Annotated in this window: 27 protein-coding genes; 15 read left to right on the top strand and 12 right to left on the bottom strand. The window is 64.3% G+C overall.

The window, feature by feature from the left end; all coding sequences use genetic code 11:
- Nucleotides 1-417: 417 nt before the first annotated feature.
- From recQ to BW38_RS17100, 5 genes are all read left to right on the top strand, one after another.
- Complete coding sequence (gene recQ, locus BW38_RS17120; protein WP_025874645.1) at nucleotides 418-2,223, top strand: DNA helicase RecQ; 1,806 nt, start codon at nucleotides 418-420, stop codon at nucleotides 2,221-2,223.
- Between the two features lie 174 nt (nucleotides 2,224-2,397).
- Nucleotides 2,398-2,784: a CopL family metal-binding regulatory protein gene (locus BW38_RS17115; RefSeq protein WP_032975078.1), complete on the top strand. Its 387-nt coding sequence runs from the start codon at nucleotides 2,398-2,400 to the stop codon at nucleotides 2,782-2,784.
- Between the two features lie 75 nt (nucleotides 2,785-2,859).
- Nucleotides 2,860-4,704, top strand: a complete 1,845-nt coding sequence (locus BW38_RS17110) for a copper resistance system multicopper oxidase (protein WP_032975079.1) — start codon at nucleotides 2,860-2,862, stop codon at nucleotides 4,702-4,704.
- On the top strand, nucleotides 4,701-5,687 hold the full coding sequence (locus tag BW38_RS17105) for a copper resistance protein B (RefSeq protein WP_032975080.1): 987 nt from the start codon (nucleotides 4,701-4,703) through the stop codon (nucleotides 5,685-5,687). Before BW38_RS17110 ends, BW38_RS17105 begins: the two co-directional genes overlap by 4 nt.
- 81 nt (nucleotides 5,688-5,768) lie before the next feature.
- Entirely contained in the window at nucleotides 5,769-6,281 is a 513-nt protein-coding gene (locus BW38_RS17100) for a GNAT family N-acetyltransferase (RefSeq protein ID WP_032975081.1), read from the top strand.
- A gap of 108 nt (nucleotides 6,282-6,389) precedes the next feature.
- On the opposite strand, the gene BW38_RS17095 is transcribed toward BW38_RS17100, so the two are convergent.
- Nucleotides 6,390-6,713 (bottom strand): zf-TFIIB domain-containing protein, encoded by a 324-nt coding sequence (locus tag BW38_RS17095; protein ID WP_025874650.1) that lies wholly within the window; start codon nucleotides 6,711-6,713, stop codon nucleotides 6,390-6,392.
- Nucleotides 6,714-6,863: 150 nt separating this feature from the next.
- Here BW38_RS17095 and BW38_RS17090 point away from each other — a divergent pair, with 150 nt between their 5' ends.
- Both BW38_RS17090 and BW38_RS17085 read left to right on the top strand, forming a co-directional pair.
- Nucleotides 6,864-7,631 (top strand): CPBP family glutamic-type intramembrane protease, encoded by a 768-nt coding sequence (locus tag BW38_RS17090; RefSeq protein WP_235189894.1) that lies wholly within the window; start codon nucleotides 6,864-6,866, stop codon nucleotides 7,629-7,631.
- Nucleotides 7,632-7,723: 92 nt separating this feature from the next.
- Nucleotides 7,724-8,149, top strand: a complete 426-nt coding sequence (locus BW38_RS17085; RefSeq protein ID WP_025874652.1) for a response regulator — start codon at nucleotides 7,724-7,726, stop codon at nucleotides 8,147-8,149.
- Nucleotides 8,150-8,359: 210 nt separating this feature from the next.
- On the opposite strand, the gene BW38_RS17080 is transcribed toward BW38_RS17085, so the two are convergent.
- From BW38_RS17080 to BW38_RS17050, 7 genes are all read right to left on the bottom strand, one after another.
- Nucleotides 8,360-9,295 carry an alpha/beta hydrolase-fold protein gene (locus BW38_RS17080; protein ID WP_032975083.1) on the bottom strand — a complete coding sequence of 312 codons (936 nt, stop codon included), beginning with the start codon at nucleotides 9,293-9,295 and terminating at the stop codon, nucleotides 8,360-8,362.
- Nucleotides 9,296-9,380: 85 nt separating this feature from the next.
- Entirely contained in the window at nucleotides 9,381-10,226 is an 846-nt protein-coding gene (locus tag BW38_RS17075) for an alpha/beta hydrolase-fold protein (RefSeq protein WP_032975084.1), read from the bottom strand.
- A gap of 145 nt (nucleotides 10,227-10,371) precedes the next feature.
- Nucleotides 10,372-10,824: a lysozyme gene (locus tag BW38_RS17070; protein WP_235189895.1), complete on the bottom strand. Its 453-nt coding sequence runs from the start codon at nucleotides 10,822-10,824 to the stop codon at nucleotides 10,372-10,374.
- Between the two features lie 15 nt (nucleotides 10,825-10,839).
- On the bottom strand, nucleotides 10,840-11,376 hold the full coding sequence (locus BW38_RS17065) for a lysozyme (RefSeq protein ID WP_032975087.1): 537 nt from the start codon (nucleotides 11,374-11,376) through the stop codon (nucleotides 10,840-10,842).
- Nucleotides 11,373-11,570 (bottom strand): hypothetical protein, encoded by a 198-nt coding sequence (locus tag BW38_RS17060; RefSeq protein ID WP_025874660.1) that lies wholly within the window; start codon nucleotides 11,568-11,570, stop codon nucleotides 11,373-11,375. The genes BW38_RS17065 and BW38_RS17060 overlap by 4 nt, the downstream gene beginning before the upstream one ends.
- 124 nt (nucleotides 11,571-11,694) lie before the next feature.
- Nucleotides 11,695-12,123, bottom strand: a complete 429-nt coding sequence (locus BW38_RS17055) for a hypothetical protein (protein ID WP_025874661.1) — start codon at nucleotides 12,121-12,123, stop codon at nucleotides 11,695-11,697.
- Nucleotides 12,113-12,373, bottom strand: coding sequence for a YdaS family helix-turn-helix protein (locus tag BW38_RS17050; RefSeq protein WP_025874662.1), 261 nt, complete (start codon nucleotides 12,371-12,373; stop codon nucleotides 12,113-12,115). Before BW38_RS17050 ends, BW38_RS17055 begins: the two co-directional genes overlap by 11 nt.
- A gap of 84 nt (nucleotides 12,374-12,457) precedes the next feature.
- Here BW38_RS17050 and BW38_RS17045 point away from each other — a divergent pair, with 84 nt between their 5' ends.
- From BW38_RS17045 to BW38_RS17035, 5 genes are all read left to right on the top strand, one after another.
- Entirely contained in the window at nucleotides 12,458-12,964 is a 507-nt protein-coding gene (locus BW38_RS17045; RefSeq protein WP_032951727.1) for a hypothetical protein, read from the top strand.
- Between the two features lie 88 nt (nucleotides 12,965-13,052).
- Complete coding sequence (locus BW38_RS0120445) at nucleotides 13,053-13,286, top strand: hypothetical protein (protein WP_025874663.1); 234 nt, start codon at nucleotides 13,053-13,055, stop codon at nucleotides 13,284-13,286.
- Complete coding sequence (locus BW38_RS21700) at nucleotides 13,283-13,567, top strand: hypothetical protein (protein ID WP_152543270.1); 285 nt, start codon at nucleotides 13,283-13,285, stop codon at nucleotides 13,565-13,567. The genes BW38_RS0120445 and BW38_RS21700 overlap by 4 nt, the downstream gene beginning before the upstream one ends.
- A gap of 1,303 nt (nucleotides 13,568-14,870) precedes the next feature.
- On the top strand, nucleotides 14,871-15,827 hold the full coding sequence (locus BW38_RS17040) for a hypothetical protein (protein ID WP_032975088.1): 957 nt from the start codon (nucleotides 14,871-14,873) through the stop codon (nucleotides 15,825-15,827).
- The gene (locus BW38_RS17035) at nucleotides 15,824-16,438 is read left to right on the top strand and encodes a hypothetical protein (RefSeq protein ID WP_032975089.1); all 615 of its coding nucleotides are present in this window, start codon (nucleotides 15,824-15,826) and stop codon (nucleotides 16,436-16,438) included. Before BW38_RS17040 ends, BW38_RS17035 begins: the two co-directional genes overlap by 4 nt.
- A 45-nt stretch (nucleotides 16,439-16,483) precedes the next feature.
- On the opposite strand, the gene BW38_RS17030 is transcribed toward BW38_RS17035, so the two are convergent.
- From BW38_RS17030 to BW38_RS17020, 4 genes are read right to left on the bottom strand one after another with little or no spacing between them, the layout of a single operon-like run.
- Complete coding sequence (locus BW38_RS17030) at nucleotides 16,484-17,185, bottom strand: site-specific DNA-methyltransferase (RefSeq protein ID WP_032975090.1); 702 nt, start codon at nucleotides 17,183-17,185, stop codon at nucleotides 16,484-16,486.
- The gene (locus tag BW38_RS21360) at nucleotides 17,103-17,357 is read right to left on the bottom strand and encodes a Com family DNA-binding transcriptional regulator (protein ID WP_081794528.1); all 255 of its coding nucleotides are present in this window, start codon (nucleotides 17,355-17,357) and stop codon (nucleotides 17,103-17,105) included. The genes BW38_RS17030 and BW38_RS21360 overlap by 83 nt, the downstream gene beginning before the upstream one ends.
- The gene (locus BW38_RS17025; RefSeq protein ID WP_032975091.1) at nucleotides 17,357-18,367 is read right to left on the bottom strand and encodes a phage portal protein; all 1,011 of its coding nucleotides are present in this window, start codon (nucleotides 18,365-18,367) and stop codon (nucleotides 17,357-17,359) included. The genes BW38_RS21360 and BW38_RS17025 overlap by 1 nt, the downstream gene beginning before the upstream one ends.
- Complete coding sequence (locus tag BW38_RS17020; RefSeq protein WP_152543271.1) at nucleotides 18,367-20,160, bottom strand: terminase ATPase subunit family protein; 1,794 nt, start codon at nucleotides 20,158-20,160, stop codon at nucleotides 18,367-18,369. Before BW38_RS17020 ends, BW38_RS17025 begins: the two co-directional genes overlap by 1 nt.
- A 118-nt stretch (nucleotides 20,161-20,278) precedes the next feature.
- On the opposite strand from BW38_RS17020, the gene BW38_RS17015 reads away from it, so the two are divergent.
- Genes BW38_RS17015 through gpM form a run of 3 tightly spaced genes read left to right on the top strand, consistent with a single transcriptional unit; the run spans nucleotide 20,279 to nucleotide 22,916 of the window.
- Nucleotides 20,279-21,148, top strand: coding sequence for a GPO family capsid scaffolding protein (locus tag BW38_RS17015; RefSeq protein ID WP_032975092.1), 870 nt, complete (start codon nucleotides 20,279-20,281; stop codon nucleotides 21,146-21,148).
- A gap of 33 nt (nucleotides 21,149-21,181) precedes the next feature.
- Entirely contained in the window at nucleotides 21,182-22,204 is a 1,023-nt protein-coding gene (locus tag BW38_RS17010; protein ID WP_032975094.1) for a phage major capsid protein, P2 family, read from the top strand.
- A 4-nt stretch (nucleotides 22,205-22,208) separates the two neighbouring features.
- The gene (gene gpM, locus BW38_RS17005; RefSeq protein WP_032975095.1) at nucleotides 22,209-22,916 is read left to right on the top strand and encodes a phage terminase small subunit; all 708 of its coding nucleotides are present in this window, start codon (nucleotides 22,209-22,211) and stop codon (nucleotides 22,914-22,916) included.
- Nucleotides 22,917-22,976 lie beyond the last annotated feature (60 nt).

Here is a 22,976-nt window from a genome sequence, read left to right on the forward strand (position 1 = left end):
CCCACCCCGCCTTCGACAGACCTCCGCGATCTGCCGGGCCAGCTCTTGGGGTCGGATCCGTTTTCCGCAGGAAAACGGATCCGACCCCATTTTGTTTATCGATATCTGACAGATTTCATCCACGCATGGCGTGGATGGCCCACCCTGGCCGGGAAACTGTCGAAGGCGGGGCGGTGTGGGCTTGCAGGACCGTTGGCGCCATGGATGGCGCCATCGAGCCCCCATGGACGGGTTTACGGCGTGTCCTGCAAGCCCACACCGCACCGCCAAACCACGGATCCCCCCAGAGTCGGCTGTTGCTGTTGCTGTTGCTGTTGCTGTTGCTGTTGCTGTTGCCAGGGTTGCCCGCCAGCGGCCGGCACTACAGCAGGTGCCGGTTGCAACCCGGCCGAACCCCCGCCGGGGTAAACTAGCTGGATGGCTTCCCGTCCCGCGCACGACCTGCTCCGCCGCGTCTTTGGTTACGACGATTTCCGTGGTCCGCAGCAGGACATCGTGGAGCATGTGGCTGCCGGTCACGATGCCCTGGTGCTGATGCCTACCGGCGGCGGCAAATCACTGTGCTACCAGGTGCCCGCCCTGCTGCGTGACGGCTGTGGCATCGTCATCTCGCCGCTGATCGCACTGATGCAGGACCAGGTCGAAGCCCTGCGCCAGCTCGGCGTGCGCGCCGAATTCCTGAACTCGACCCTGGACGCCGAAACGGCCGGCCGGGTCGAACGCGAACTGCTCGCCGGTGAGCTCGACATGCTCTATGTCGCTCCCGAGCGCCTGCTGACCGGCCGCTTCCTGTCGCTGCTGTCGCGCAGCCGGATCGCCCTGTTCGCCATCGACGAAGCCCATTGCGTGTCGCAATGGGGCCACGACTTCCGCCCCGAATACCGGCAGCTGACCGTCCTGCACGAGCGCTGGCCGGAGATTCCGCGGATCGCCCTGACCGCCACCGCCGACCCGCCAACCCAGCGCGAGATCGCCGAGCGCCTGGACCTGGCCGAAGCACGTCACTTCGTCAGCTCCTTTGATCGCCCCAACATCCGCTACACCGTGGTGCAGAAGGACAACGCCCGCAAGCAGCTGAGCGATTTCCTGCGCAGCCATCGCAGCGAGGCCGGCATCGTCTACTGCATGTCACGGCGCAAGGTGGAGGAAACCGCCGAGTTCCTGTGCACGCAAGGGTTCAACGCCCTGCCCTACCACGCCGGCCTGCCCGCGGAAGTGCGTGCCAACAACCAGCGCCGTTTCCTGCGCGAGGACGGCATCGTCATGTGCGCGACCATCGCCTTCGGCATGGGCATCGACAAGCCGGACGTACGCTTTGTCGCCCATACCGACCTGCCCAAGTCGATGGAAGGCTACTACCAGGAAACCGGCCGCGCCGGGCGCGATGGCGAAGCCGCCGAGGCCTGGCTCTGCTACGGCCTGGGCGATGTGGTGCTGCTCAAGCAGATGATCGAGCAGTCCGAGGCCAGCGAGGAGCGCAAGCAGCTGGAGCGGTCAAAGCTCGACCACCTGCTGGGGTACTGCGAATCGATGCAGTGCCGCCGCCAGGTGCTGCTGGCCGGTTTCGGCGAGACCTATCCCAAGCCCTGCGGCAACTGCGACAACTGCCTGACTCCGCCGGCGGCCTGGGACGCCACCATCCCCGCGCAGAAGGCGTTGAGCTGTGTATACCGCAGTGGCCAGCGCTTCGGCGTCGGCCACCTGATCGACGTCCTGCGCGGCAGCGAGAACGAGAAGGTCAAGCAGCAGGGCCACGACAAGCTGAGCACCTACGCCATCGGCCGCGACCTGGACGCGCGCACCTGGCGCAGCGTGTTCCGCCAGCTGGTGGCCGCCAGCCTGCTGGAAGTGGACAGCGAGGGCCACGGTGGCCTACGCCTGACCGATGCCAGCCGCGATGTGCTGACCGGTCGCCGCCAGATCAGCATGCGCCGCGATGCAGTCAGTGCCAGCGCCGGGCGCGAACGCAGCGCGCAACGCACCGGCCTGTCGGTGCTGCCGCAGGACCTGGCCCTGTTCAATGCGCTGCGCGGCCTGCGCGCCGAGCTGGCGCGCGAGCAGAACGTGCCGGCCTTCGTGATCTTCCACGACAGCACCCTGCGCAACATCGCCGAACAGCGCCCGACCTCGCTGGACGAGCTGGCCCGGGTCGGTGGCATCGGCGGCACCAAGCTCAGCCGCTATGGCCCGAGATTGGTCGAGATCGTGCGCGAAGAGGGATGACCCCGGTAGCGCCGGGCCATGCCCGGCGGCCCGCATATCGACCGGGCCTCACGCTCGCCGGGCATGGCCAGAAGCTACCAGGCTGCGCGATTGCGCACCCTCGCCCGGCTCAAACCTTGAACCACCCGTTCAGCCGGATGTGCATGTCCGCCCACTTGCCGCTAGATTAGCGCCATGTCCCTCGCCTCGACCCTGCTCCGTGTCGTGCTCATGCTCAGCCTGTTTCTCAACGGGCTGAACGCGGCCATGGCCAGCGGGCACGAGGACATGGGCCGCATGGCCCATGCGATGGCCTCGGCAACGACCGATGAAGGCGACGCTGACTGCCACCACCACGCCGGCATGACTGCAGACGAGGCGCCGCAGGCCAAGGCCCCCGCCCACGACGCACACTGCCAGATCAAGGACTGCATGCGCAGCTGTGCCCAGCACCCGCTGCTGGCCGTGCAGGCACTGCCTTTCCTGACCGGTCCCGGTCTTTCCCTGACCCCGCAGCCGATGCCTGCCAATGGCCGCCCGGCACCGCCGCTGCCGCCGATCTCGCGCCCTCCCATCGGCTGATCCAACACACCTCGTGCGCGCTGCGCACTGAAGCCGGCCCTGCGCTGGCGTCTTTCCGTGTTTGGAGTCACCACCATGAGTACCCGTATTCCTCCCGGCCCGGGCGCTGTGCCCATGCCGTCGCGCCGTCTGTTCGTGCAGGGCATCGCTGCTGGCGGCGTGGTCGCCGGCATCGCCGCGGCCGGCATCCCGCAGCGCGCGCTCGCCGCCGCTTCTGCCGCGCCACGCCTGGCCGGCGCACCTTCGGTCATCAGCGATACCCGCGTCGAACTGGCGATCGGCGAGTCGCTGGCCAACTTCACCGGACGCACCCGCCCGGCGATCACCGTCAACGGATCGCTGCCGGCACCGATCCTGCGCTGGCGCGAAGGCCAGACCGTGGACCTGTTCGTGCGCAACACGCTCGGCCAGCACCCTACTTCGATCCACTGGCACGGCATCCTGCTGCCGGCCAACATGGATGGCGTGCCGGGCCTGAGCTTCAACGGCATCGGCCCCGGCGAGACCTACCACTACCACTTCGACCTCAAGCAGTCCGGCACCTACTGGTATCACAGCCATTCGCTGTTCCAGGAACAGGCGGGGCTGTACGGCGCGCTGATCATCGACCCGGCCGAACCGGCGCCGTACCGGCATGACCGCGAGCACGTGATCATGCTGTCCGACTGGACCGACATGGATCCCGGCGCGTTGTTCCGGCGCATGAAGAAGCTCGCCGAGCACGACAACTACTACAAGCGCACCCTGCCCGACTTCCTGCGCGACGCCCGTCGCGATGGCTGGTCGGCCGCGCTGTCCGACCGCGGCATGTGGGGCCGGATGCGGATGACGCCCAGCGACATCTCCGACATCAACGCGCACACTTATACCTACCTGATGAACGGGACCGCGCCGGCCGGCAACTGGACCGGGCTGTTCCGCAGTGGCGAAAAGGTGCTGCTGCGTTTCATCAACGGTGCGTCGATGACCTACTTCGACGTGCGCATTCCCGGCCTGAAGATGACCGTGGTCGCCGCCGACGGCCAGTACATCCATCCGGTCAGCATCGACGAGTTCCGCATCGCCCCGGCCGAAACCTACGACGTACTGGTGGAACCCAGCGGCCAGGATGCCTTCACCATCTTCTGCCAGGACATGGGCCGCACGGGCTATGCCGCCGGCACCCTCGCCGTGCGCCATGGGCTGCAGGCACCGATTCCCGCGCGCGATCCGCGCCCGTTGCTGACGATGGGCGACATGGGCCATGACATGGCCCATGTCACAGGAATGTCGGGTCACGACATGGGCGGCGGTGGCCACGGCGGACACGACATGGCAGCAATGAAGGGCATGGAAGGCGGCTGCGGTGCCAGCATGGGCCACGGCGCACATGGCGGCGGCGATACCGCCAGCAAAGCGCCAAAACATCCGGCCAGCGAGCGCAACAATCCGCTGGTGGACATGCAGAGTTCGGCCACCGAGCCCAAGCTGGACGACCCCGGCATCGGCCTGCGCGACAACGGCCGCCAGGTGCTGACCTATGGTGCGATGCGCAGCCTGTTCGAAGACCCCGATGGCCGCGAGCCCGGCCGCGAGATCGAGCTGCACCTGACCGGCCACATGGAAAAGTTCTCCTGGTCGTTCGACGGCATTCCCTTCGCCGGTGCCGAACCGCTGCGCCTGAACTACGGCGAGCGCATGCGCATCGTGCTGGTCAACGACACCATGATGCAGCACCCGATCCACCTGCATGGCGTGTGGAGCGACCTGGAAAACGCGCAGGGTGAATTCCAGCTGCGCAAGCACACCATCGACATGCCGCCCGGTACACGCCGCACCTATCGCGTACGTGCCGATGCCCTCGGCCGCTGGGCCTACCACTGCCACCTGCTGTACCACATGGAAGCAGGCATGATGCGCGAAGTGAGGATCGAAGAATGAGCCGTTCCCTGCTTGCCCCAAGCCTGTTGACCCTCGGCCTGTTGGCCGCGCTGCCCACGTTTGCGCAGTCCCATGCCGGCCATGACATGACAGCGCACTCGCCTCCTGCCGATGCCACGCCAGCGGCAGCGGCAGCGGCCGACGTGGATCATTCGAAGATGGACCATTCGAAGATGGACCACGGTGCGATGGATCATTCAACGATGGACCATTCAACGATGGACCATGGCGCGATGGATCACGCGACAATGGGCCACGGCGCGCCCGCGCCGACGCAGCCGCGCGAGCCGATACCTGTCCCCACCGACGCCGATCGTGCGGCCGCGTTCCCACCCATCGCGCATGGTGCGATGGAGCACCCACCGGAAATCCACAGCCTGCTGCTGATCGATCGCCTGGAACACTGGGATGGAAAGAACGGCAACGGCCAGGCCTGGGAGGCCAGTGGCTGGATCGGCGGCAACATCAACCGCCTGTGGCTGCGCACCGATGGCGAACGCAGCGAAGGCCGCACGGAATCATCAGGCGTGGAAGCGCTGTACGGGCGTGCAATTTCGCCGTGGTGGGACGTGCTGGTCGGTGTACGCCAGGACTTCCGCCCCGCCGATTCACGCACCTGGGCGGCGATCGGCATCCAGGGCTTGGCGCCGTACAAGTTCGAAAGCTCGGCCACGCTGTATGCCGGTTCCGGTGGCCAGCTGATGGCCAAGGCCGAGATCGAATACGACGTGCTGTTGACCAACCGGTTGATCCTGCAGCCCCTGCTGGAAGCGACCGTGGCCAGCAAGGACGAACCGGAGCACGGCATCGGCCGCGGCCTCAACAAGGTCGAAGCCGGCCTGCGCCTGCGCTACGAGTTCAATCGCCGCTTCGCGCCGTACATCGGCATCAGCCACGAACGCGCCTTCGGCGATACCGCCGACTATGCCGGCGACCATGCACGCGACACACGCTGGGTCGCCGGCATCCGCATGTGGTTCTGAGCAGCGGATCATGAGCAGCAGCCAGCCCCGGCAACCGCCGGGGCCGGCTACACTGCCGCACGTTCCATTGCAGGCTGCACCATGTCGTTGCATATCCGCCGCGCCACCCTGGCCGACGTCGACGCGTTGTCGGCGATCGCCATCGCCACCTATATCGAAACCTGGGGCGATTCCTATCCGCCGCAGGACCTGCACCGCTTCCTGCAGGATCACTACGGCACCGAGCCGCAGCGAGCGGAACTGTCCGACCCGCGCAGCGCGGTGTGGCTGCTGCTGGAGGGTGAGACGGTGGTGGGCTATCTGGCCGCCGGTGCCAACACCCTGCCGCATGCCGAAGCACGCGAAGGCGACATCGAACTGAAACGGCTGTACATCCTGGCCAGCCACCAGAACGGCGGCCACGGCGCGCGCCTGATGGATGCCTTCATGGCCTGGCTGGACCAGCCGCAGCGCCGCACCCTGTGGGTTGGCGTGTGGGAAGAGAACTTCGGCGCGCAGCGCTTCTACGCGCGCTACGGCTGCAGCAAGGCCGGCGAGTATGACTTCATCGTCGGCGACAGCCGCGACCGCGAGTTCATCCTGCGCCGGCCCTGAGCCGCGTCCCTGTAGAGTCGAGCCAGGCTCGACGCCTGTTCTGGTAGATGCCGACCTTGGTCGGCGTGGCCCCAAAGAGCAAAGCCGAGCAAGGCTCGACGCTGCTACCTAGAAGTCGAACAACTCCGAAAGGAAGCTTTCCTTCTTCTTTTTCTTGTAGCCCTGGCTGTACTGGCCACGGTTGTCATCGTGGCGCTGGCCGAGATGACGGGTATCGCGATGCATCACCGGCGGCGGAGCGGCCTGCGGTTGCACCGGCGCGGGCCCTGGCGGCGGCATGGCGGCACCTGCACCGTCAGTGGCGCGCTCGATGATCTTGTCCAGTTCGCCACGATCCAGCCATACGCCACGGCAGCTCGGGCAGTAGTCGATCTCGATGCCATGGCGCTCGGCCATCTGCAGGGTCTGGGTCTTGCACACGGGGCACAGCATTCGCATTGCTCCTGTCGGTCTGGCCTCGACTGTACCTGCGTGCGGATGACTGTGCGGCAACGCATGACCGATGGCACAGGGACTTCCGGCGCGTGCCGCCACGTCCGCCGCCCTGCAGACTGCCTCGCGACCTCGCTGCAGGGAATGCATGTGACTGCCCGTGACTCGATTCCCACAGGCGTCCGCCTGTTGCTGGTGCTGCTTGGCGTTGGCCTCGGCCTGAACGTGCGCGACATCAGTGCCGCGCTGGGCGCGCCGATTCCCGCCCTGCCCATGCCCTACGGTGGCAGCCTGCTGGACAACGCGCTGGCGTTGCTGGTCGCACTGCTGCTGGCCACGCTGCTGCGCCCTCGCGGAGTGGGCCTGCTGGCCAGCCTCGGCCTGCGCGGAAACGGCATGCGTGGCCCGTTGTGGGTGCTGCTGGCCAGCCTGCCGTGTTGGCTGGGGCTGGCCCTGCTGGGGACGCCCAACACGGCGCTGACGACGCTGGACGCCACGACGCTGGCCGTGCTGTTCCCGCTGGCCGAAGAAGTGCTGTTCCGCGGCCTCGGCTTCGTGCTGCTGGCGAAGATCGTGCGCGGCCCCTGGCCGTTGCTCGCACTGCCGCAGGCGCTGCTGTTCGGCATGGTGCACTGGCTGGGCTTCGGCGGGCTCGACGGCGGCGGTGTGGCCCTGTTCGTCGGCGTAGTGATCGCCTTCGGCGGTTTCATCTTCGCCTGGCTCGACCACCTCGACGGCAATACCCTGTGGTGCGGTCTGGCCCTGCACGTGTCGATGAACCTGGCCTGGAATGTGTTCAGCCTCGACGACGCCGTTGCGCTGGGCTGGCAGGCCACCAGCCTGCGCATCGGCACTACGCTGCTGGCAGTGGCAGCGCTGGCCTGGCATGTGCGGACCCAGCGCAACCGCGCGCTGTAACGCTGACTTAGCCGATCCTGCACGCGGGGCTCACTGGGGGCTTGCGCATACTTGCGCGCCTTTCATGCCCTGCCGTCCGGAGTTGTTGCGTCATGCTGCTGTCCAAGCGCCACGTTGAACCACGCGTCCTGCTGATCGAAGACGCCGAGGAAACCCGTGAACTGAGCCGGATGGCGCTGGAGAGCCAGGCCTGCCACGTCGCAGGCGTCAGCAGCGCCGAAGCCGCGCTGGGCCTGCTGGCCGCCGGAGAGCGCTTCGACCTGATGTTCACCGACGTCAATCTCGGCCTGGTCAGTGGCATCGAGGCCGCCAACCGCGTTCGCAGCCTGTATCCGCAGCTGCCGATCCTGGTGACCTCTGGCATGGACCAGCATGCCGTGCTGCCGCAACTGCACGACGGCATCCATTTCCTGCCCAAGCCCTACAACATGAGCGAGCTGCTGGATGCGATCCGGCTGTGCTTCCGCCATGCCGCCGATGCCGCGCTGATGCCGGCGCCGCAGGCAAGCGCGGCCTGAGGCTGCCATCCACGCGTTGCGTGGATCTACTGGTACATCCACGCATGGCGTGGATCTACTGGTACATCCACGCATGGCGTGGAGCTACTGGTACATCCACGCATGGCGTGGAGCTACTGCTCCATCCACGCATGGCGTGGATCTACGGTGCATCCACGCATGGCGTGGATCTACTGCTCCATCCACGCATGGCATGGATGGAGCCGGCCGTCAGCCGCCGGTATACGGTCCTTCGCCCGGAAGTACCTCAAGCAGCGCGCGGGTGATCACGCGCGGATACACCGTGAGATGGTCTTCGCCATCAATCACGATGTTCTCCACCTGCAGCTTGCGACCACTGCGCTGCAGCTGACCGGCGAAGTCGGCGGTCTGCCGCAGCATGTCGTTGCCCGTTGAATAGCGCGGCCCCGGCTTGACCGTCTCGTAGGCGCCCACCGACAGCAGCACGCGGATGGGCTGTGACGGCATTACCGCGGCATCCTGCATGCGCGGCAGCAGGCCCTGGTCGAACCACAGCGACGGACTGGACAGGATGTAGGTGCCGAACATGTCGGGCTGGGTCGTCAGCACGTAAGCACCCAACAGCGCGCCATAGGAATGGCCGGCAAACACACGCCGGGCCGGATCGGTGCGGTAGCGCGCATCGATCAGCGGCAACGCGTGGTCAGCCAGGAAGTCGCGGTAATGGGCCGCGCCGCCATAGGTGACGTCATCGCTGTAGTAGCCGGCAGGGGTGCGCACAGGATCACTGGGGGTGTAGTCGCGCGAGCGGCTCTGTTTGGAGGTCAGGCCTTCCTGCGGCGGCAACCCGACCAGGATGAAATCCTCGATGTTGACGCCCTGCTGCCCCACCAGGTTGCGCACGCTGCGCACCAGCGGAAAGCTGTACAGCGCATCGGTCACGTACACCACCGGATAACGCTTCTGCGGATGCGCCGCGTAGCCGGCAGGCAACGCCACCCACAGGGCATAGTCGCGCCCGATCGGGTCATGCACGCGCAGTGACTCGGTATCGGGCAGCACAACGCCTGGCACGGCCGTCGCACTTTCCCTGGCTTCCTCCTGCGTTGCCGGCGGCGCCACCGACATCGCGCACCCTGCCAAGGCCAGGCAGGCCAGCACACTCCATACACACACACGCTGCATCCGCGCTCTCCTGTTGCGGGCGGCGCACCCAGGTGGCGCCGCTGATGCATCCTCACACACCGCGTTGTTGCGCGCCAAACCCCTCTCAAGGCGACGCAGGCGGCGGTACCGGGAACAACGTACGCAGGCCCTGCAGGGCCGCCGGGTGGTAGATCGTGGCGTGGGTCTCTTCCGGCAGCGTCTGGTACTTCACCAGCGTTGCCGGCGATGCCTGCTGCAGCACCGCCGCCAAGCGTGCGCTTGATGCAGCCAGTTCCGGCTGGCCACTGCTGGCCAGGAACAGCCGCGCACCGCTGCGCGCTACCGACGGCACCTGCTTGCCTGCGCCAGACAGCAAGGCGCCGTGGTTCCACCACAAGCTGGGGTCCAGCGCGATGTAGCTGTTGAACATGGCCGGTTCCTGCAGCAGGGTTTCGATCACGAACAACCCGGCCAGCGATTCACCGATCAGTGCCCGCTCGTCTGTGGTCGCATAACGCTGGCGTATCTGCGGCATCAGTTCATCGCGCAGGAAATCACGGTACGCCGCCGAGCCACCAATGCGCGGCGCGATCTTCTGGTCCTCAGGATCACGGCTCGGGCCGGTCATGTCGCGGCGGCGCTCGGTGTTCTCGATGCCAACCAGCAGGAACGGGCGCATGCTGCCGTTGCCGGTCAGCACCTGCACCAACCCGGCCACGTGCAGGAAGTCCTCGCCGATGCCGCCGTCGGGCATGTACAGCACCGGCAGTGGCGTCTTCGGGTCCAGGCCCCACGGCTGCGGGCGGTAAACGTTGATGCGGCGGGTTTCGCCCAGCGCCTTGGATTGGATGGTAAAGGTCTCACCGATCACCAGCGGCGAAGCGGCCGCCGACTGCGCCGTCGGTTCGGCGGCCATCAGCGGCGCGGCGGAGACAGCGGACAACAACAGCGACAGCACGATCAAACGCATGGGGCGGCCATCCCGGGAAAGATGCTGAGCATAACGCCACACTGATCGCACGGCAGACTTCATCTCGCCCCCTATTGCGAAGATCCGCTGGTGAACGCTCGTCATGGGTTACCGAAGGTCTGACCCCACCGCGACCCACACGCCTTCAACGGCGGTCCAACGCGATCACCGCCTGGCAGCTCCTGAGCTGGTCGTCGGCGTCGCGTCCGATTCGAACAAGCGCTGCCGCAACCTCTGCTCGTAGTTGGGCGCCCGCATCACGTTCGCGGGCGCTGGCGGTGGCGTCGGACAAGCGACCGGTATGACAGGCGGCGAGGTCGTTGCGCAACCGGAGACTGCCAGCACGCAGGCCAGCAACCACCTCTGTTTCCACTTCGGCCGCACGTTCTCGATCTTGTTCATGCTGTTCTCCCAGCGAGGCCATCGCCCCGGTCTGTACCGCCTGCCGTTCACGCGCTGTGCGCTCGGCCTGCATTGCCTCGGCATGCTGCAGCGACGCAACCTCTGCCTTTGCGGCATCGCTGCGATCGCCACGCCAGCCCCAGCCTGCCGCGAACATCACCGACGACCACAGCACCAGCAGCGCAATCGCGATCAATGTGCGTGGCATCCCTCACTGCTCCGCCAGGCAGCGGGCATGACGCTGTTGCTGCCGTTGCCATACGCCCCAACACACCTTGTTGGGCTGTCCGTTGACCCGGGTCGAGCAGTCGTAGCCCCCTGCCCGCTTCCACAGCAGCAGCGCATCGCACGCTTGGCGGTACTCACCTCGCAGGAGATGCCGGCGCGTGGATGATCCATTCCAGTTGCCGATCCCATACTGGTAAAGGAAGTCGACATAGGTGTCGTACTCACCCTGTGTCAGCGCGACGCCCGGCAACGATGCGCGAAACTGCGATTCCTCGCGCGCCAGGTGCGCTTCCACGGTGCGCAGCGCACGGACGGGCGTAGTCCGGTCTCCGAGCCGGACCGGCGTGCCGTCCTCGCGCCGGGTCGAGCCAAAACCATAGGTAGGCCGATCATTGCGGGTCGGCACCACCGCCGCGTCGGTATAGCCCTCATGCTCGACAATGGCGATCAGGCCTGCGGCACTGAGGACCAGCGCGGCAACCAGGCGGCGCACCGGCAACGCTGTGGGCGGCGTACTCATTCGCGTCCCTTCCGCCGCCACTCGCGCAGCCAGCGCCAGCACAGGTAAGCGATCTGCGCGGCGAGATAGATGATGGTCAGGACCACCACCAGGCGGTCCAGGGTGATGCCGGCGGCAAGTGCACCGGCAACGGTTACCGGGGGAGCCGATTTGGCCGCCGCTGCGCCCACTGCGCTGAAGATTTCTTCTTTCATGGAAAGTCCAGGATTTGATGCTGGCCACGACATATCGAGGTGGCCGGGAGAGGTGCCCGCCTCGCTGCCGGCTGGGCGCGAGGGTTCATCCGGTCGGGAGACGGGCGAAAGTTGAGCCCACCGCTCATGCGGCCTGGGCGATGCCTTCCATCCAGCCGCGCACGCGCTGGAAGCCCAGCTCGACCAGGTTCAGGTAATGCCGGTTGGAGACTGGTCGCTGCCCGCAGTTGGCGAGCAGCAGATTGGCGGTCTCGAAGCGCTCGACCTTGCGACGGCCGCGACCGCAGTAGTAGCCACGCAGTGCGCAGGCCATCGCCACGTTGTCACGGGCAACTGCGGTGATGATGTCTTCGATCTGCTGCGCCAGCAGGTCCGTCTCCAGTGGCTTGTACCCCTGCGCACGGCCGGGCATGTCGCCGCCATGCTCGATCAATACGGCCAGCAGGTTGCGTGATTGGAAGCCCAGGTATTCGCAGTCGCGATGCAGGGCGTATTCCCCGCCCCAGTGCTCCAGACGGCTGCGGACGTATTCGCCGAACGTATCAAGCTGCATGGTGGGCTTCTCCCTGGATGGACGACGGACCCGGCGCGAACACATCCGGGCGCAGGAATTCGCGACGGACCGCACCGGCCGTGGCCAGCTCGATGCGTCGGCACAGACGGGCGCCAGGCAACTTGTGGCCGCGGGCGATCATGTAAAGGGTCCGCAGCGCACAGCCGGTCTGGTGGGCCAGACGGCGCATCACGGGGCAACTGGGGGTGCCGTAGCCCCCTTGGGAGATGGCGTAGTCGATGAGGTTCATGGCCACACATTACCGTGGCGGTAATGCCAAGTCAATACCGTTTTGGTCATTTGCTGGATTGGTAATGCAGAGCACCATTTACAGATGGACGCCAGTACCGCCCGCACCCTCAACATGCGCCTCCGCGTTGCCGCTGCCGGCGGCCCGGCCGAATGGGCCCGCCTGTTCGGCGGCACCCGCTGGGCGCAGCCCCAGGTCAGCCAGTGGATTTCGGAGAGCAACCCGAAGAGCATCGGCCATCGTCTGGCACGCGATCTCGAGTCGGCAATGCAACTCCCGCACGGCACGCTTGATCGTGCCGATCAGGACGTTGAGATGTCGCTTCAGTCTCAATCTACGGGACTGGATTTCGAGAAGATGAGCGCTGCGGTCAAGGTGCTTTCGCACTACCTGGAGCTGGTCGGCGATCCACCGGAATGGATCTACGATCCCGTGCTGCTGGAGACCGCATTCATGGTCGTGGACGAGTTCGGTCAGCCTTCGGCCCCGGACAATGTGCTCGACCTGACGAAGCTTCTGGCAAAACGGATCAGGGAGGCGAAGGATGACTCACACGCGACTCGAGGAGCTCGCACAGCGGTTGGCCGCTAGGACCCAGGAACTGCGCGGCGGTCGCAACCCGACACCTGCCTTGCGGGTGGTGGCCGGTGAGGCACATGCAGCCCCGGGAGAACGGCGGATGGACGCCATCATGCGCGAGTGGCATTGCCGCATGATCCGCAACGTACGCCGGCGCTGGGGGGAGCCGATGCAGCATGTGATCGACCAGGCCTGTTGCGGGGTGGTGGACATCGACCAGCTCGCCGACGATGCGCTGATCCAGCTGCACAAGGATATGGAACGCGCCGAGGAGTGCATCCGCGAGGGGATTTCCTTCCACGATGCGGGGCTTCTACGCGCGCACTACGGTTGAAAGAGACCTGGCCGGTCGATTCTGACCGGCCAAAACCGCACGATCCATTACTTTTTATTCCCGAATTAATTACCTTAAGGGTAATTAATTGGTGTTGCTGGAAGATTTCCTGCGCCGGCGTCGCGGCATGCCGACCGTGGCTGCACGCGGGCAACAAAAAAGCGCCTCTCGGCGCTTTCTGGGTTGCCCGGCAGGTGATGCCGGCGCTGTCTGCGATGGTGGGCCGTGATGGATTCGAACCATCGACCAAAAGATTAAAAGGCATCACGTTTACGCTTTGAAATCAGCGACATTGGGCCTCCAATTTTTCCGGCGCCGCGTCGTGAAACGCCTGCCACGCATAGCGAGCGTGAGGCATTTTTCCGGTGATCGAGCGTCGGATCGCGCCTCAATCCTGGTCTACACGCTCGCTAGGGTGCATCAGACCCCGCGCCGTAGATCGCGCAGCGCTGCGCTCACTCGCGCCTTTTGCGGATCTCTCGCCCTGGGCTTCGTCGCCGCCGGCGGACGGATTGGCTCCAGCACTACCTTGACCCGCTCCAGCTCCCTCGTCCCGGCCTCGGCCAAGCGGCGGGCCTGTTGCTGCTGCTCGCGGGTCGGCGGCAGGCCGGGCATCGGCGGCGGCGGCTGGATCGGGGTGCTGTCCGTCAGCAGGGCGACGGCCTCACGCAGAGGCAGGTAGGGATAGAGCCTGGCGGCGCACCAGCGCTCGGCGTCAGCAGGGCAGTGAACACCCCTCGCAACAACGCGCAGCAACTGCTGTTGCAGGTCGCCTGACGCCGGGGCGGCATGAGCCGGGTACAAGCGGCAGCATGGGGGTGTGGGTAGACCCTCCCCCCTCTATAGGGCAATTTTCGATGTGCCCACGGCAACGGGGTAATTCAGGTAACCACCTTCGGAAACTGCCAGCAAATTCCTTATATTTCAGATAGATAGAATACTTTTCATAAGGTAATAATAGGGTAACCTTTGAGTAACCACGTTACCTTTCAAGAGGGTAACCAACGAGCCAAAAATAGTCATTTCAAATCAATCACATAACCTTTCTCGGCTTTAGAAATTACCCAGAATTACCCCCTGAGGTAACCCCGAGAAGCCTTGCGGCAGTAAGACCATCGGCGTTCGCCGCCGCTTGGGTTACCCGATTACCCGGTTCCGATGGGCACATCGAGAAACGGCCAGTCGTTGAACCACGCCGTCAGGCGCCCTGGGAGCACCTACAGAGGGCCGTTCCGCGCAGGGTTCCGCAGGGCCGACCGAAGGCTGTAGACGCCCCGTGCAGCCATAGCGGGCGGGGCTTGGCCGGTTGTGCGGGGCATGCAGAAAAAACACCCCATGAAGTGCGCAGGCGTGGCGGGGAGACGAGTGCGCGCGCGGGGCGCGGGATCGCACAAACCGTACGCATCTCAGTCCAACGGTATGCTCTGCCCCAAGCCATCCTTCACCTTCGGGCCTTTGCGTTGGGGTTGGGGTTGGGCATTGACATCAAGCTCTTTCCCTGAACGGATCGCCAAGCTCCGCTACAATCGGTCCGCCAGCGCGCTAAGGCGTTCCCGGCGCCCCTAAGACATTTCAAGGAAAGGAATGGGCACCATCCTCAGAAGCCTTCAACTCAAGAAGCTTGTCGCCATCGACGGTGACCGTTACCCCGCCATCGCTCCTCTCGAGGTCCACAAACATTTGCGGAAGGCGCTAAATGCCGCAAAAACTGTCGGCGATAGGCACTGTCCAGTGGTTGCCAAGGTGAACCCCGGCAAGACGTGCGTCTTTCTCGAGCCCTCCAAGAAGGCTGGCGACAGCCTTTTGTTCCACGCCTTCATCTATACGGCCGGTAAGACACCGGACCAAGTAGTGCAGGACTTTGGCGCGGCGAGCGCAGATATCACGGCAGAGCAGATCAAGACAGAGGATGGCGATCCCGTCGAGATCGTGGATCGAGTGGCCTGCCTGGTGTATGGCGAAAGCCTGATCATCGAGAACGCCCGTGTTTACGGCTCTCTTCATCTCGTTCTGACGGCCATCCGCGAACTGATCCGCCGGCATGCCGTTGCGAACTATCCGAGACTTGTCGCCGAGGATGTACCCGCCCGTGACTTCAAGACGCTCGCCAAGCTTCATCGAGGGGTGAAGAGTGTGACCGCTCGCGTAAAGGGTGATTTCAACCCCGAACCGGCCTCCTTTGGCGCCACCCTGGAATCGATGTTCACCAACGCTGGGGTGAACAAGTTCAAGCAGATCACTGCAACTGTCGAAGCCGAAAAGAACGGCGAACTTGATGTTGACACCGTTCTGGATTGGGTCGACGAGAGCGAAGGCGGCACGGGACTATCCGGCATCTCTGTCACCTTCAACGATAAGACCGGGCTGGCGGATCTCGACAGCTACCGAGAGAAGGTTCAGGTAGAAATTCAGGAAGTTCGCCCTGGCGTACCCGCAGTCACAGAAATTGAGACGGAGATGGTTAAATATCTCAATGAACTTGCCACCGCCGCTGACGTTAAGGCACGGCTGATAGACTCAAAGGGTGTCTTCCTCCAATGACTATGCAGAACGGGCGTCTCGCTATGCCTCTCTTCGATAAGTTTCTGCCCGATGATCTGCTTGCAGCGGTCAGGACCATCAAGAGTGCTGCGAGTGAGGCAGCGCCGTCCCCAGGTGTCTGGATTCGCTACGCGATTTTCTATGGTGTCGTTTTTGCCCTAGGCGTCCTTGCAGGCCACCTCCTGCAGCACTTTGGAGTCATGAGTAGTGCATCTGCCGATGGTTGGAAAATGGCGACCACCCTCTTAACTATCGTGACCGGCTTTATGATCACCACCATGCTGTTTACCGGAAAAGTGGAAGCAGCCAAGAGCCTAAATTCCATCCAGATCGAACGTTTCACCAATAAGAGTAATCACCTTCTTTTCTCGCAGTGGATTACGTTGATCAATCACATTGCAAGTTTGCTGGGTGTTGCAGCCATACTCGCCCTCGGTGATGCTCAACCAGAGATCTCGTACTGGCTGGTCTGCGGCGTTGTTGGCCTATTCTTTCTATCATTTCTCAGATCGATGCTGATACCCGTTCAGATAATTGAACTGCATCGCTTTGTGCATGCAGCACTAGTACGTGAGAAGCAAGAAGAAGAAGGCAACAAAACGATCACTTGAACAAGTAAGAAAGCCGCCCTAGGGCGGCTTTTTTGTTTGCGCCGATTACTCAGAAGGCAACCTACGCTCAGCTACACCGAAGTAGTGCTCTGTCATTTCAATCCCCGTCCAGCTGTAGCCCTCCTGATCCGCCGCGACCAACGTGGTTCCTGAGCCAGCGAACGGGTCGAGGATTCGGCCGCCCTCCTCGCAGATGCGCACAAGCTGTCGCATCAGGTCCGTGGGCTTGCCAGTCATGTGATGCTTATCGGCCTTGCGCACGCTCTCGCGGATCACACCTGGCAATACCGGGGCGCGCCGGCCCAGCGGCATGTTGCCCTTGCTGCCCCACACCACGTACTCGGCCTGGTTGCGGAAGCGCCCCAGCTGGGGACGAACCCCTTCCGTCTTGTCCCACACCGCCACACCGCGCCAGGTGAAGCCGGCACACTGCAGCGCATCGGTGGTGAGCGGCAACTGGCGCCAGTCCGTGAACAGCAATACCGGTGCACCGTCCTTCAACACGCGGCTGCACTGGGCCAGCCACAGCCGCATCCATGCCAGGTGCGACCGCTGGTCGCGCTCGTCTCCAACAAAGTCGTCATGCAAGCCGCTGCGTACGTACTTGCTCGATGGCGCCTGCTGCCGGGAGGCGGCATGCACACCGCCGCTGGCATAGGGCGGATCAGTGATGAGGGCGTCGAAGCTCGCCGCCGGCAGGGTCGGCAGGACGGTCAGCGCATCGCCGTGGATCAGTTGGTTCTTCATGGGTAGAGCCTTCTTCGTGGTGTCGCTCGCGGCGATCCATGGAGAGGCTCGTGGCCTTCATATGATTCAGGCACCCGCAGCGTGGGCACTTCATTTGTAGGTCATGCGGTCCAGCAGCTTTCGCCAGCAGGCGGGCACAGTCGCCGCACCGCAGATTCACGCGCGCATCCATCAGGCGGCCGCTCCCAGCTCAAATGGATCGAACCGGATCACCTCTTGGCCCAGCCACTCGTTGATGGCCGTCATGCGCGTCTGCAGCGGCGCCAGCTCCATCGCAGCCCACACCATCGCGGCTTCGCGGATCGAGCCGAACCCGCCACTGTTCTGCGGCACGATCCCCAGCAGTTGCGGCGGCGTGCGCAACGACGCGAGCATGTCGTCACGCGTGACGCTCTTAATGCCAGTGAATTCGTCCTTGGCCGCCACTTCGCTGACCGGGATCAGCTTCAACCCATCCTTGCTGCCGCCCGGCGAATGGACGAACAGATTGCGGAAGTTGCCGGGGCCACGGGACTGCCGCAGCGCCTCGCGAAGATTGTCCACGTCACCGCTCTCGGGCTGACTGTCGGTCAGGTACAGGATGAAACCGGCGTGCGAGCCGTTGTTGTAGTACTTGCGGCGGAACAGCGTCGCCGATTCGTTGAGCAGCGCGGACTGAACCGCCGGCATCCATTCCGGCAGGCCGTACACCTCCTGATCCACATCGGCCTCACGCAGCTGGAACACCTCGCCTGCGGCGAATTCATGTTCGATCCTGCCCGCGCGAACCTGAAAGAACTCGCCCTGCTCTACCCCGCGCCGCATGTACTGAGCGAGCGGGACCGCCAGGCTGTACGCCACACCTGACAGGGCACGGCGGCGCTCCACATAGGCCATCCCAAAAGTGGTGTAGTCCAGAGCCAGCTGCGCGAATGCTTCACGACTGAGCAGCCGATGCGGGCGATAGGTGCGCACCAGCATGTTGCGCTTGAAGGTCAATCCGCTATGCAGATACGGATTCGCCCGCGTAGTGCGCGACAGACCATGCAAATCCACCGGGGGCTCGTAGAAGCGGCCATTGCGCCAGCATTCCAGGTAGTCGAGGATTCCGCGCTGGTCGAGGACCGGGGTAGGGTCGCCAAACGTGAATGCCTCGATGTTGGTCAAGGGGGGCGCAACCGCGCCCTGGTCGATGTCTGCCATTAGAAAATCTCCATGGAGCCGCGAGCGACGCTACCGCCTTCCAGCGGCTCGTTCTGCAGCGCGTGCATGAGTGCCCACGCCAAATCGGCGTGGCCTGTGGTGCGCGAACGACCGGCGGTGTAGGTCACCTGCCGCCCGCTGGGGGTAAGCGTCTTCTGAATTGCCAAGAGCGATTGGGTCAGATCGGTCCACCCGGCGTCGTACTGCAGGCGCTCGTTCTTGATGACATCGAACGCCTTCAACACCAGCCGGGTCTTGACCTCGGGGGAGTAGCTGAACGTGGTCACGCCGGGGAAGAATTGGCGTACCAACTGCGCCACGCCGGTGCCCATGCCGGTGGCATCGATGCCGATATAGGTCACCCAATAGCGCTGGGTGATCTGACGGATAAACGCGGCCTGGGCGGCGAAATCCATGCCCTTGAACTGATGGCGCTCCAGAATGCGGAACGTGCCACCGGGAACGAGCGGAGGTGCAACCACCACGATGCCCGCGCTGTCGCCTGTTTCGGCCGGGTCATACCCGATCCACACCGGGCGATCCCCATAGGGCCGAATCGCCAAGGGGCGGAAGTCGTCCGACCATTCCACCCAGCTGTCGACCTGGCACGGCTGCAGCATGGTGAGGGGGAAGATACTGGCGCTATCGTCCACGAACTCGCACATGAGCAGATTGGCGAATTCATCGGCACTGTAGTCGCGGCGTAGCTCTTCGATGTCGAACAAGTCGCAACCGCGGCCGGCAGCATCCAGCACGGTCACGATCTGGCGCCACATGGCGTCCTCGCATCGACGTCCCCCCATCAACCGCGCATGGCTCACGTCCAGCTGGATCTGCTGGGACACCGGGCGGCCCTTGTTGAAGCGCTCACCGGTCCAGAAATCGAACGCTTCGTGGGCCATCGTGGAGGGCGTACTGAAGTAGGTTTTGCGCCACTTCTTGTGCATCGCCATGCCGCTGGCGACCTTGTTCAGCTGGTTGAAGCCATGGGTCCAGAAGAATTCATCGAAGTAGAAATTGCCGTGGTAGCCCTGCGCGGTGCGTGCGTTGGTTCCGAGGAAGAACAGCTCTGCACCATTTGCCAAGGTGATCGGATCGCCGGTCAGGTCGCGGTCCAGCACCTCGCGCACGAAGCCACGCATGTAGCCAAGGAAGATGTGAGCCTGGCTCTTGGAGGCACTGAGAAAAATCTGATTGCGGCCGGTGGTCAGCGCATCTATCAGCGCCTCGCGGGCGAAGTAGTAGGTCGCGCCGATCTGGCGGGACTTGAGGATGATGCGCGTACGTTCGTTGCCGGCGCGGAGCCAATCGCGTTGATAGTCGAAGCACCCATCCACAAACGCCGTCTGCAGACGCTCGACCTCTTCTTCGCTGAACTCGTTCTTGCGGGCCTTCTTCTTTGGCTTGGCATTGCGGTTGGCGACAGCCGGATTCAGGTCGCCCTCGTTGCCGCCGCCTTGGTATCGCTGGATGCGTGCCTGTCGTTCCAGCTGGCGATGCAGAAGATCAATCTCTTTGAAGTCACCGCCCGTCTTCCCTTCCTTGTGGATGAGAATGGCAAGGCGTGCTTCCAGCGCACCACCGATGCGCTCGACCGTGTCGGCGCGATCCCACTCGTCGCGCGTTTTCCAGCTGTGAACGGTCTTCTCTTTCTCGCCGATCAGCGAAGCGATATCGCACACGCGCCAGCCCATCCAGTACAGAAACTTGGCTTGGCGGCGTGGATCTACGTGGAGTTGTTCGGCTACGCTGGTCACCTGAACAGGTTGCCGCGCCACTCGCGCGCGCGACATGGAAAGGCCACGTAGTTCGGCGCGTTACACGCGGACCGCGTTGCTGCGCATTCGCCCTCAATCGACCATGGGTCATCGCATCGAAAACCGATGCGCACCGACACCAGCAGAGGGCGATATGGCCAACAAGACCGACAATAAGAAGCTGCGTTCGAAGTTTTTCCGCGTAGCCGTCGAAGGCGCAACCACCGATGGCCGCGTGATCGAGCGCCAGCACATCGCAGACATGGCCGCTTCCTACGACCCGCAGCTGTATGGCGCCCGCATCTGGGTGGAGCATCTGCGCAGCCTGATGCCCGATGGCCCGTTCAAGGCATACGGTGACGTCCTGGCCGTGAAGGCCGAGGAAGTCGACGTGGGCGGCGTCAAGAAGCTGGCCCTGTTCGCGCAGATCGAACCGACCCCGCCGCTGGTGGCGATGGTCAACAACGACAAGCAGAAGCTCTACACCAGTATCGAGATTGCCCCGAAGTTCGCCGACACCGGCAAGGCATACCTGCAGGGCCTGGCAGTCACCGACACCCCGGCAAGCCTGGGGACCGAAATGCTCGCCTTCGCGGCACAGCATCCGGACGCAAACCCGCTGGCCGGTCGCAAGATCGATGCCGACAACCTGTTCACTGCCGCCGAAGAAGCGCAGATCACCTTCGATGAAATCGAGCAACCGGCACCGCGCAAGAACCGCCTGGCTGTACTGCTCTCGGGCATGGGCCTGATCGCCAAGCCCCCGGCCGCACCCGAGCCGAAGGAGGACGATGCGGATGTCGCCAAATTCGGTCAGCAGCTGCTCGAAACCTTCGCCGAGCAGGATGTCCGCCTCGAAAAGCTTGCGGCCGAGAACCAGAACCTGTCCGCCAAGGTGCAGGCCCTCGCCGGTCAGGTTTCATCCATCCGCGAGACGCTCGACAGCACGCCCCAAACCTTCGCGCAGCGCCCGCCGGTCGCTGGCCCCGGCGGCAGTAAGGCCGGCGACGCCACCGACTGCTGATCCCCAACGGCCCCCTACTCACGGAGCAACGCAATGCGTACCGAAACCCGCACCCATTTCAGCCAGTTCACCCGCCGAGTTGCCGAACTGAACAACGTCGAGACCGCCAGCTTGGCGTTCTCGGTTGAACCGTCCGTGCAGCAGACCATGGAGCAGCGCATCCAGCAGAGCAGCGCGTTCCTGTCGGCGATCAATATGCCCGGCGTCATCGACCTCAAGGGCGAGAAGATCGGCGTAGGCGTCAACGGCACCATCGCCGGCCGCACCGACACCAGCGGCAACGCCGAGCGTACGCCGGCCGATGTGACCGCACTGGACAGCTTCGGCTACGAGTGCGTGCAGACCGACTACGACACGGCGATCCCCTACGCACGCCTTGACGCCTGGGCGCGTCAGCCAAACTTCCAGACCTTCCTGCGCGATTCGATCATCCAGCGCCAGGCGCTGGACCGCATCATGATCGGCTTCAACGGCACCAGCATCGCCAAGACCACCAACCGCGCAACCAATGCGCTGCTGCAGGACGTCAACAAGGGCTGGCTGCAGAAGTACCGCGAGCATGCCGCCAAGCGCGTCATGGCGAAGGGCAAGACCGATGGCGTCTTGCAGATAGGCGGTAGCGACAAGGCGAAGCAGGACTATGCGAACCTCGATTCGCTGGTGATGGACGTGGTGTCCTCGCTGATCGACCCGTGGCACCAGCAGGACCCGGGCCTTGTCGTGGTTCTGGGCCGCGACCTGGTGTTCGACAAGTATTTCCCGATCATCGACAAGGACAACGCGCCCACCGAACAGCTGGCCGCTGACCTGGTGCTGGGCACCAAGCGCATCGGCGGCCTGAAGCCGGTCATCGTGCCTTTCATGCCGTCCAACGCGCTGATGGCCACCTCGCTGGACAACCTGTCGCTGTACTGGCAGATCGGCGGTCGCCGCCGCTACATTCAGGAGCAGCCGCAAAAGAACCGCATCGCGAACTTCGAATCGTCCAACGACGACTACGTGGTCGAGGACTACGGCCGTGGCGCGGTGGTCGAGAACATCAAGGTCGGGGACTAAGCCAATGGCCGATAGCCCCGCCAAGCGCCACCTGCAGCGCGTCGCCGCCGAGGAAGCGGCGGCGCGCTCGGCCGGCAGCGCCCTGATGGAAGGCACCACCGAATACCAGCAGATGCAGCTGCAGCTCGCCCACGACCGTGCCCGCCTGAAACAGATCCAGTCCACGCAGGCCAAGGCGGCGCTCAAGGTCGCGCTGCTGCCGACCTACGGCCCTTACGTTGAAGGCGTGCTTGCCGCCAATCAGGGCGGTGCTGACCTGGTGGTGTCCACCGTCATGCTCTGGAGTCTGGACGCGGGCGAGTATGCCCAAGGGCTGGATCTGGCCGAGTACGTCCTGGCCCATGGCCTGCCGATGCCGGATGAGTTCAGCCGAACGGCTGGGTGCGTGGTTGCCGAAGAAATCGGCGTGGCCGCGCTCAATGCCCAGAAGACCGGCGCTGAGTTCGATCCGGCGGTGCTGACCCGTGCGATGGAACTGACCGAGGGCCAGGATATGCCCGATCAGGTCCGCGCCCGGCTGCTGCTGGCTCGCGCACGCGGCCTGCTTGCAACCGGCACCGAGGCGGCGCCGTTGGATGCTGAGGCTATGTCCACGGCGATTGATGATCTGCGCCGGGCCATCCAGCTGCACGACAGCTGCGGCGGCAAGGAAGACCTCAAGCGCGCCGAGCGCCTGCTGAAGAAGATCGAGGGTAATCAGTCCGACGACTGACCCTCACCCCGAGCGTACCCCGCGACCCCGCCGGCTCGGGGCCGATCACCAGCATCTCTC

Origin of the sequence: Stenotrophomonas sp. RIT309 (assembly GCF_000632045.1) — a bacterium.
Classification (GTDB): domain Bacteria; phylum Pseudomonadota; class Gammaproteobacteria; order Xanthomonadales; family Xanthomonadaceae; genus Stenotrophomonas; species Stenotrophomonas indicatrix.

Bases quoted from the DNA above. Each gene is read 5' to 3' on its own strand.
- recQ (WP_025874645.1), top strand. From the start codon at position 418: ATGGCTTCCCGTCCCGCGCACGACCTGCTCCGCCGCGTCTTTGGTTAC.
- BW38_RS17115 (WP_032975078.1), top strand. From the start codon at position 2,398: ATGTCCCTCGCCTCGACCCTGCTCCGTGTCGTGCTCATGCTCAGCCTG.
- BW38_RS17110 (WP_032975079.1), top strand. From the start codon at position 2,860: ATGAGTACCCGTATTCCTCCCGGCCCGGGCGCTGTGCCCATGCCGTCG.
- BW38_RS17105 (WP_032975080.1), top strand. From the start codon at position 4,701: ATGAGCCGTTCCCTGCTTGCCCCAAGCCTGTTGACCCTCGGCCTGTTG.
- BW38_RS17100 (WP_032975081.1), top strand. From the start codon at position 5,769: ATGTCGTTGCATATCCGCCGCGCCACCCTGGCCGACGTCGACGCGTTG.
- BW38_RS17095 (WP_025874650.1), bottom strand. From the start codon at position 6,713: ATGCTGTGCCCCGTGTGCAAGACCCAGACCCTGCAGATGGCCGAGCGC.
- BW38_RS17085 (WP_025874652.1), top strand. From the start codon at position 7,724: ATGCTGCTGTCCAAGCGCCACGTTGAACCACGCGTCCTGCTGATCGAA.
- BW38_RS17080 (WP_032975083.1), bottom strand. From the start codon at position 9,295: ATGCAGCGTGTGTGTGTATGGAGTGTGCTGGCCTGCCTGGCCTTGGCA.
- BW38_RS17075 (WP_032975084.1), bottom strand. From the start codon at position 10,226: ATGCGTTTGATCGTGCTGTCGCTGTTGTTGTCCGCTGTCTCCGCCGCG.
- BW38_RS17065 (WP_032975087.1), bottom strand. From the start codon at position 11,376: ATGAGTACGCCGCCCACAGCGTTGCCGGTGCGCCGCCTGGTTGCCGCG.
- BW38_RS17060 (WP_025874660.1), bottom strand. From the start codon at position 11,570: ATGAAAGAAGAAATCTTCAGCGCAGTGGGCGCAGCGGCGGCCAAATCG.
- BW38_RS17055 (WP_025874661.1), bottom strand. From the start codon at position 12,123: ATGCAGCTTGATACGTTCGGCGAATACGTCCGCAGCCGTCTGGAGCAC.
- BW38_RS17050 (WP_025874662.1), bottom strand. From the start codon at position 12,373: ATGAACCTCATCGACTACGCCATCTCCCAAGGGGGCTACGGCACCCCC.
- BW38_RS17045 (WP_032951727.1), top strand. From the start codon at position 12,458: ATGGACGCCAGTACCGCCCGCACCCTCAACATGCGCCTCCGCGTTGCC.
- BW38_RS0120445 (WP_025874663.1), top strand. From the start codon at position 13,053: ATGGACGCCATCATGCGCGAGTGGCATTGCCGCATGATCCGCAACGTA.
- BW38_RS17040 (WP_032975088.1), top strand. From the start codon at position 14,871: ATGGGCACCATCCTCAGAAGCCTTCAACTCAAGAAGCTTGTCGCCATC.
- BW38_RS17035 (WP_032975089.1), top strand. From the start codon at position 15,824: ATGACTATGCAGAACGGGCGTCTCGCTATGCCTCTCTTCGATAAGTTT.
- BW38_RS17030 (WP_032975090.1), bottom strand. From the start codon at position 17,185: ATGAAGAACCAACTGATCCACGGCGATGCGCTGACCGTCCTGCCGACC.
- BW38_RS21360 (WP_081794528.1), bottom strand. From the start codon at position 17,357: ATGGATGCGCGCGTGAATCTGCGGTGCGGCGACTGTGCCCGCCTGCTG.
- BW38_RS17025 (WP_032975091.1), bottom strand. From the start codon at position 18,367: ATGGCAGACATCGACCAGGGCGCGGTTGCGCCCCCCTTGACCAACATC.
- BW38_RS17020 (WP_152543271.1), bottom strand. From the start codon at position 20,160: ATGTCGCGCGCGCGAGTGGCGCGGCAACCTGTTCAGGTGACCAGCGTA.
- BW38_RS17015 (WP_032975092.1), top strand. From the start codon at position 20,279: ATGGCCAACAAGACCGACAATAAGAAGCTGCGTTCGAAGTTTTTCCGC.
- BW38_RS17010 (WP_032975094.1), top strand. From the start codon at position 21,182: ATGCGTACCGAAACCCGCACCCATTTCAGCCAGTTCACCCGCCGAGTT.
- gpM (WP_032975095.1), top strand. From the start codon at position 22,209: ATGGCCGATAGCCCCGCCAAGCGCCACCTGCAGCGCGTCGCCGCCGAG.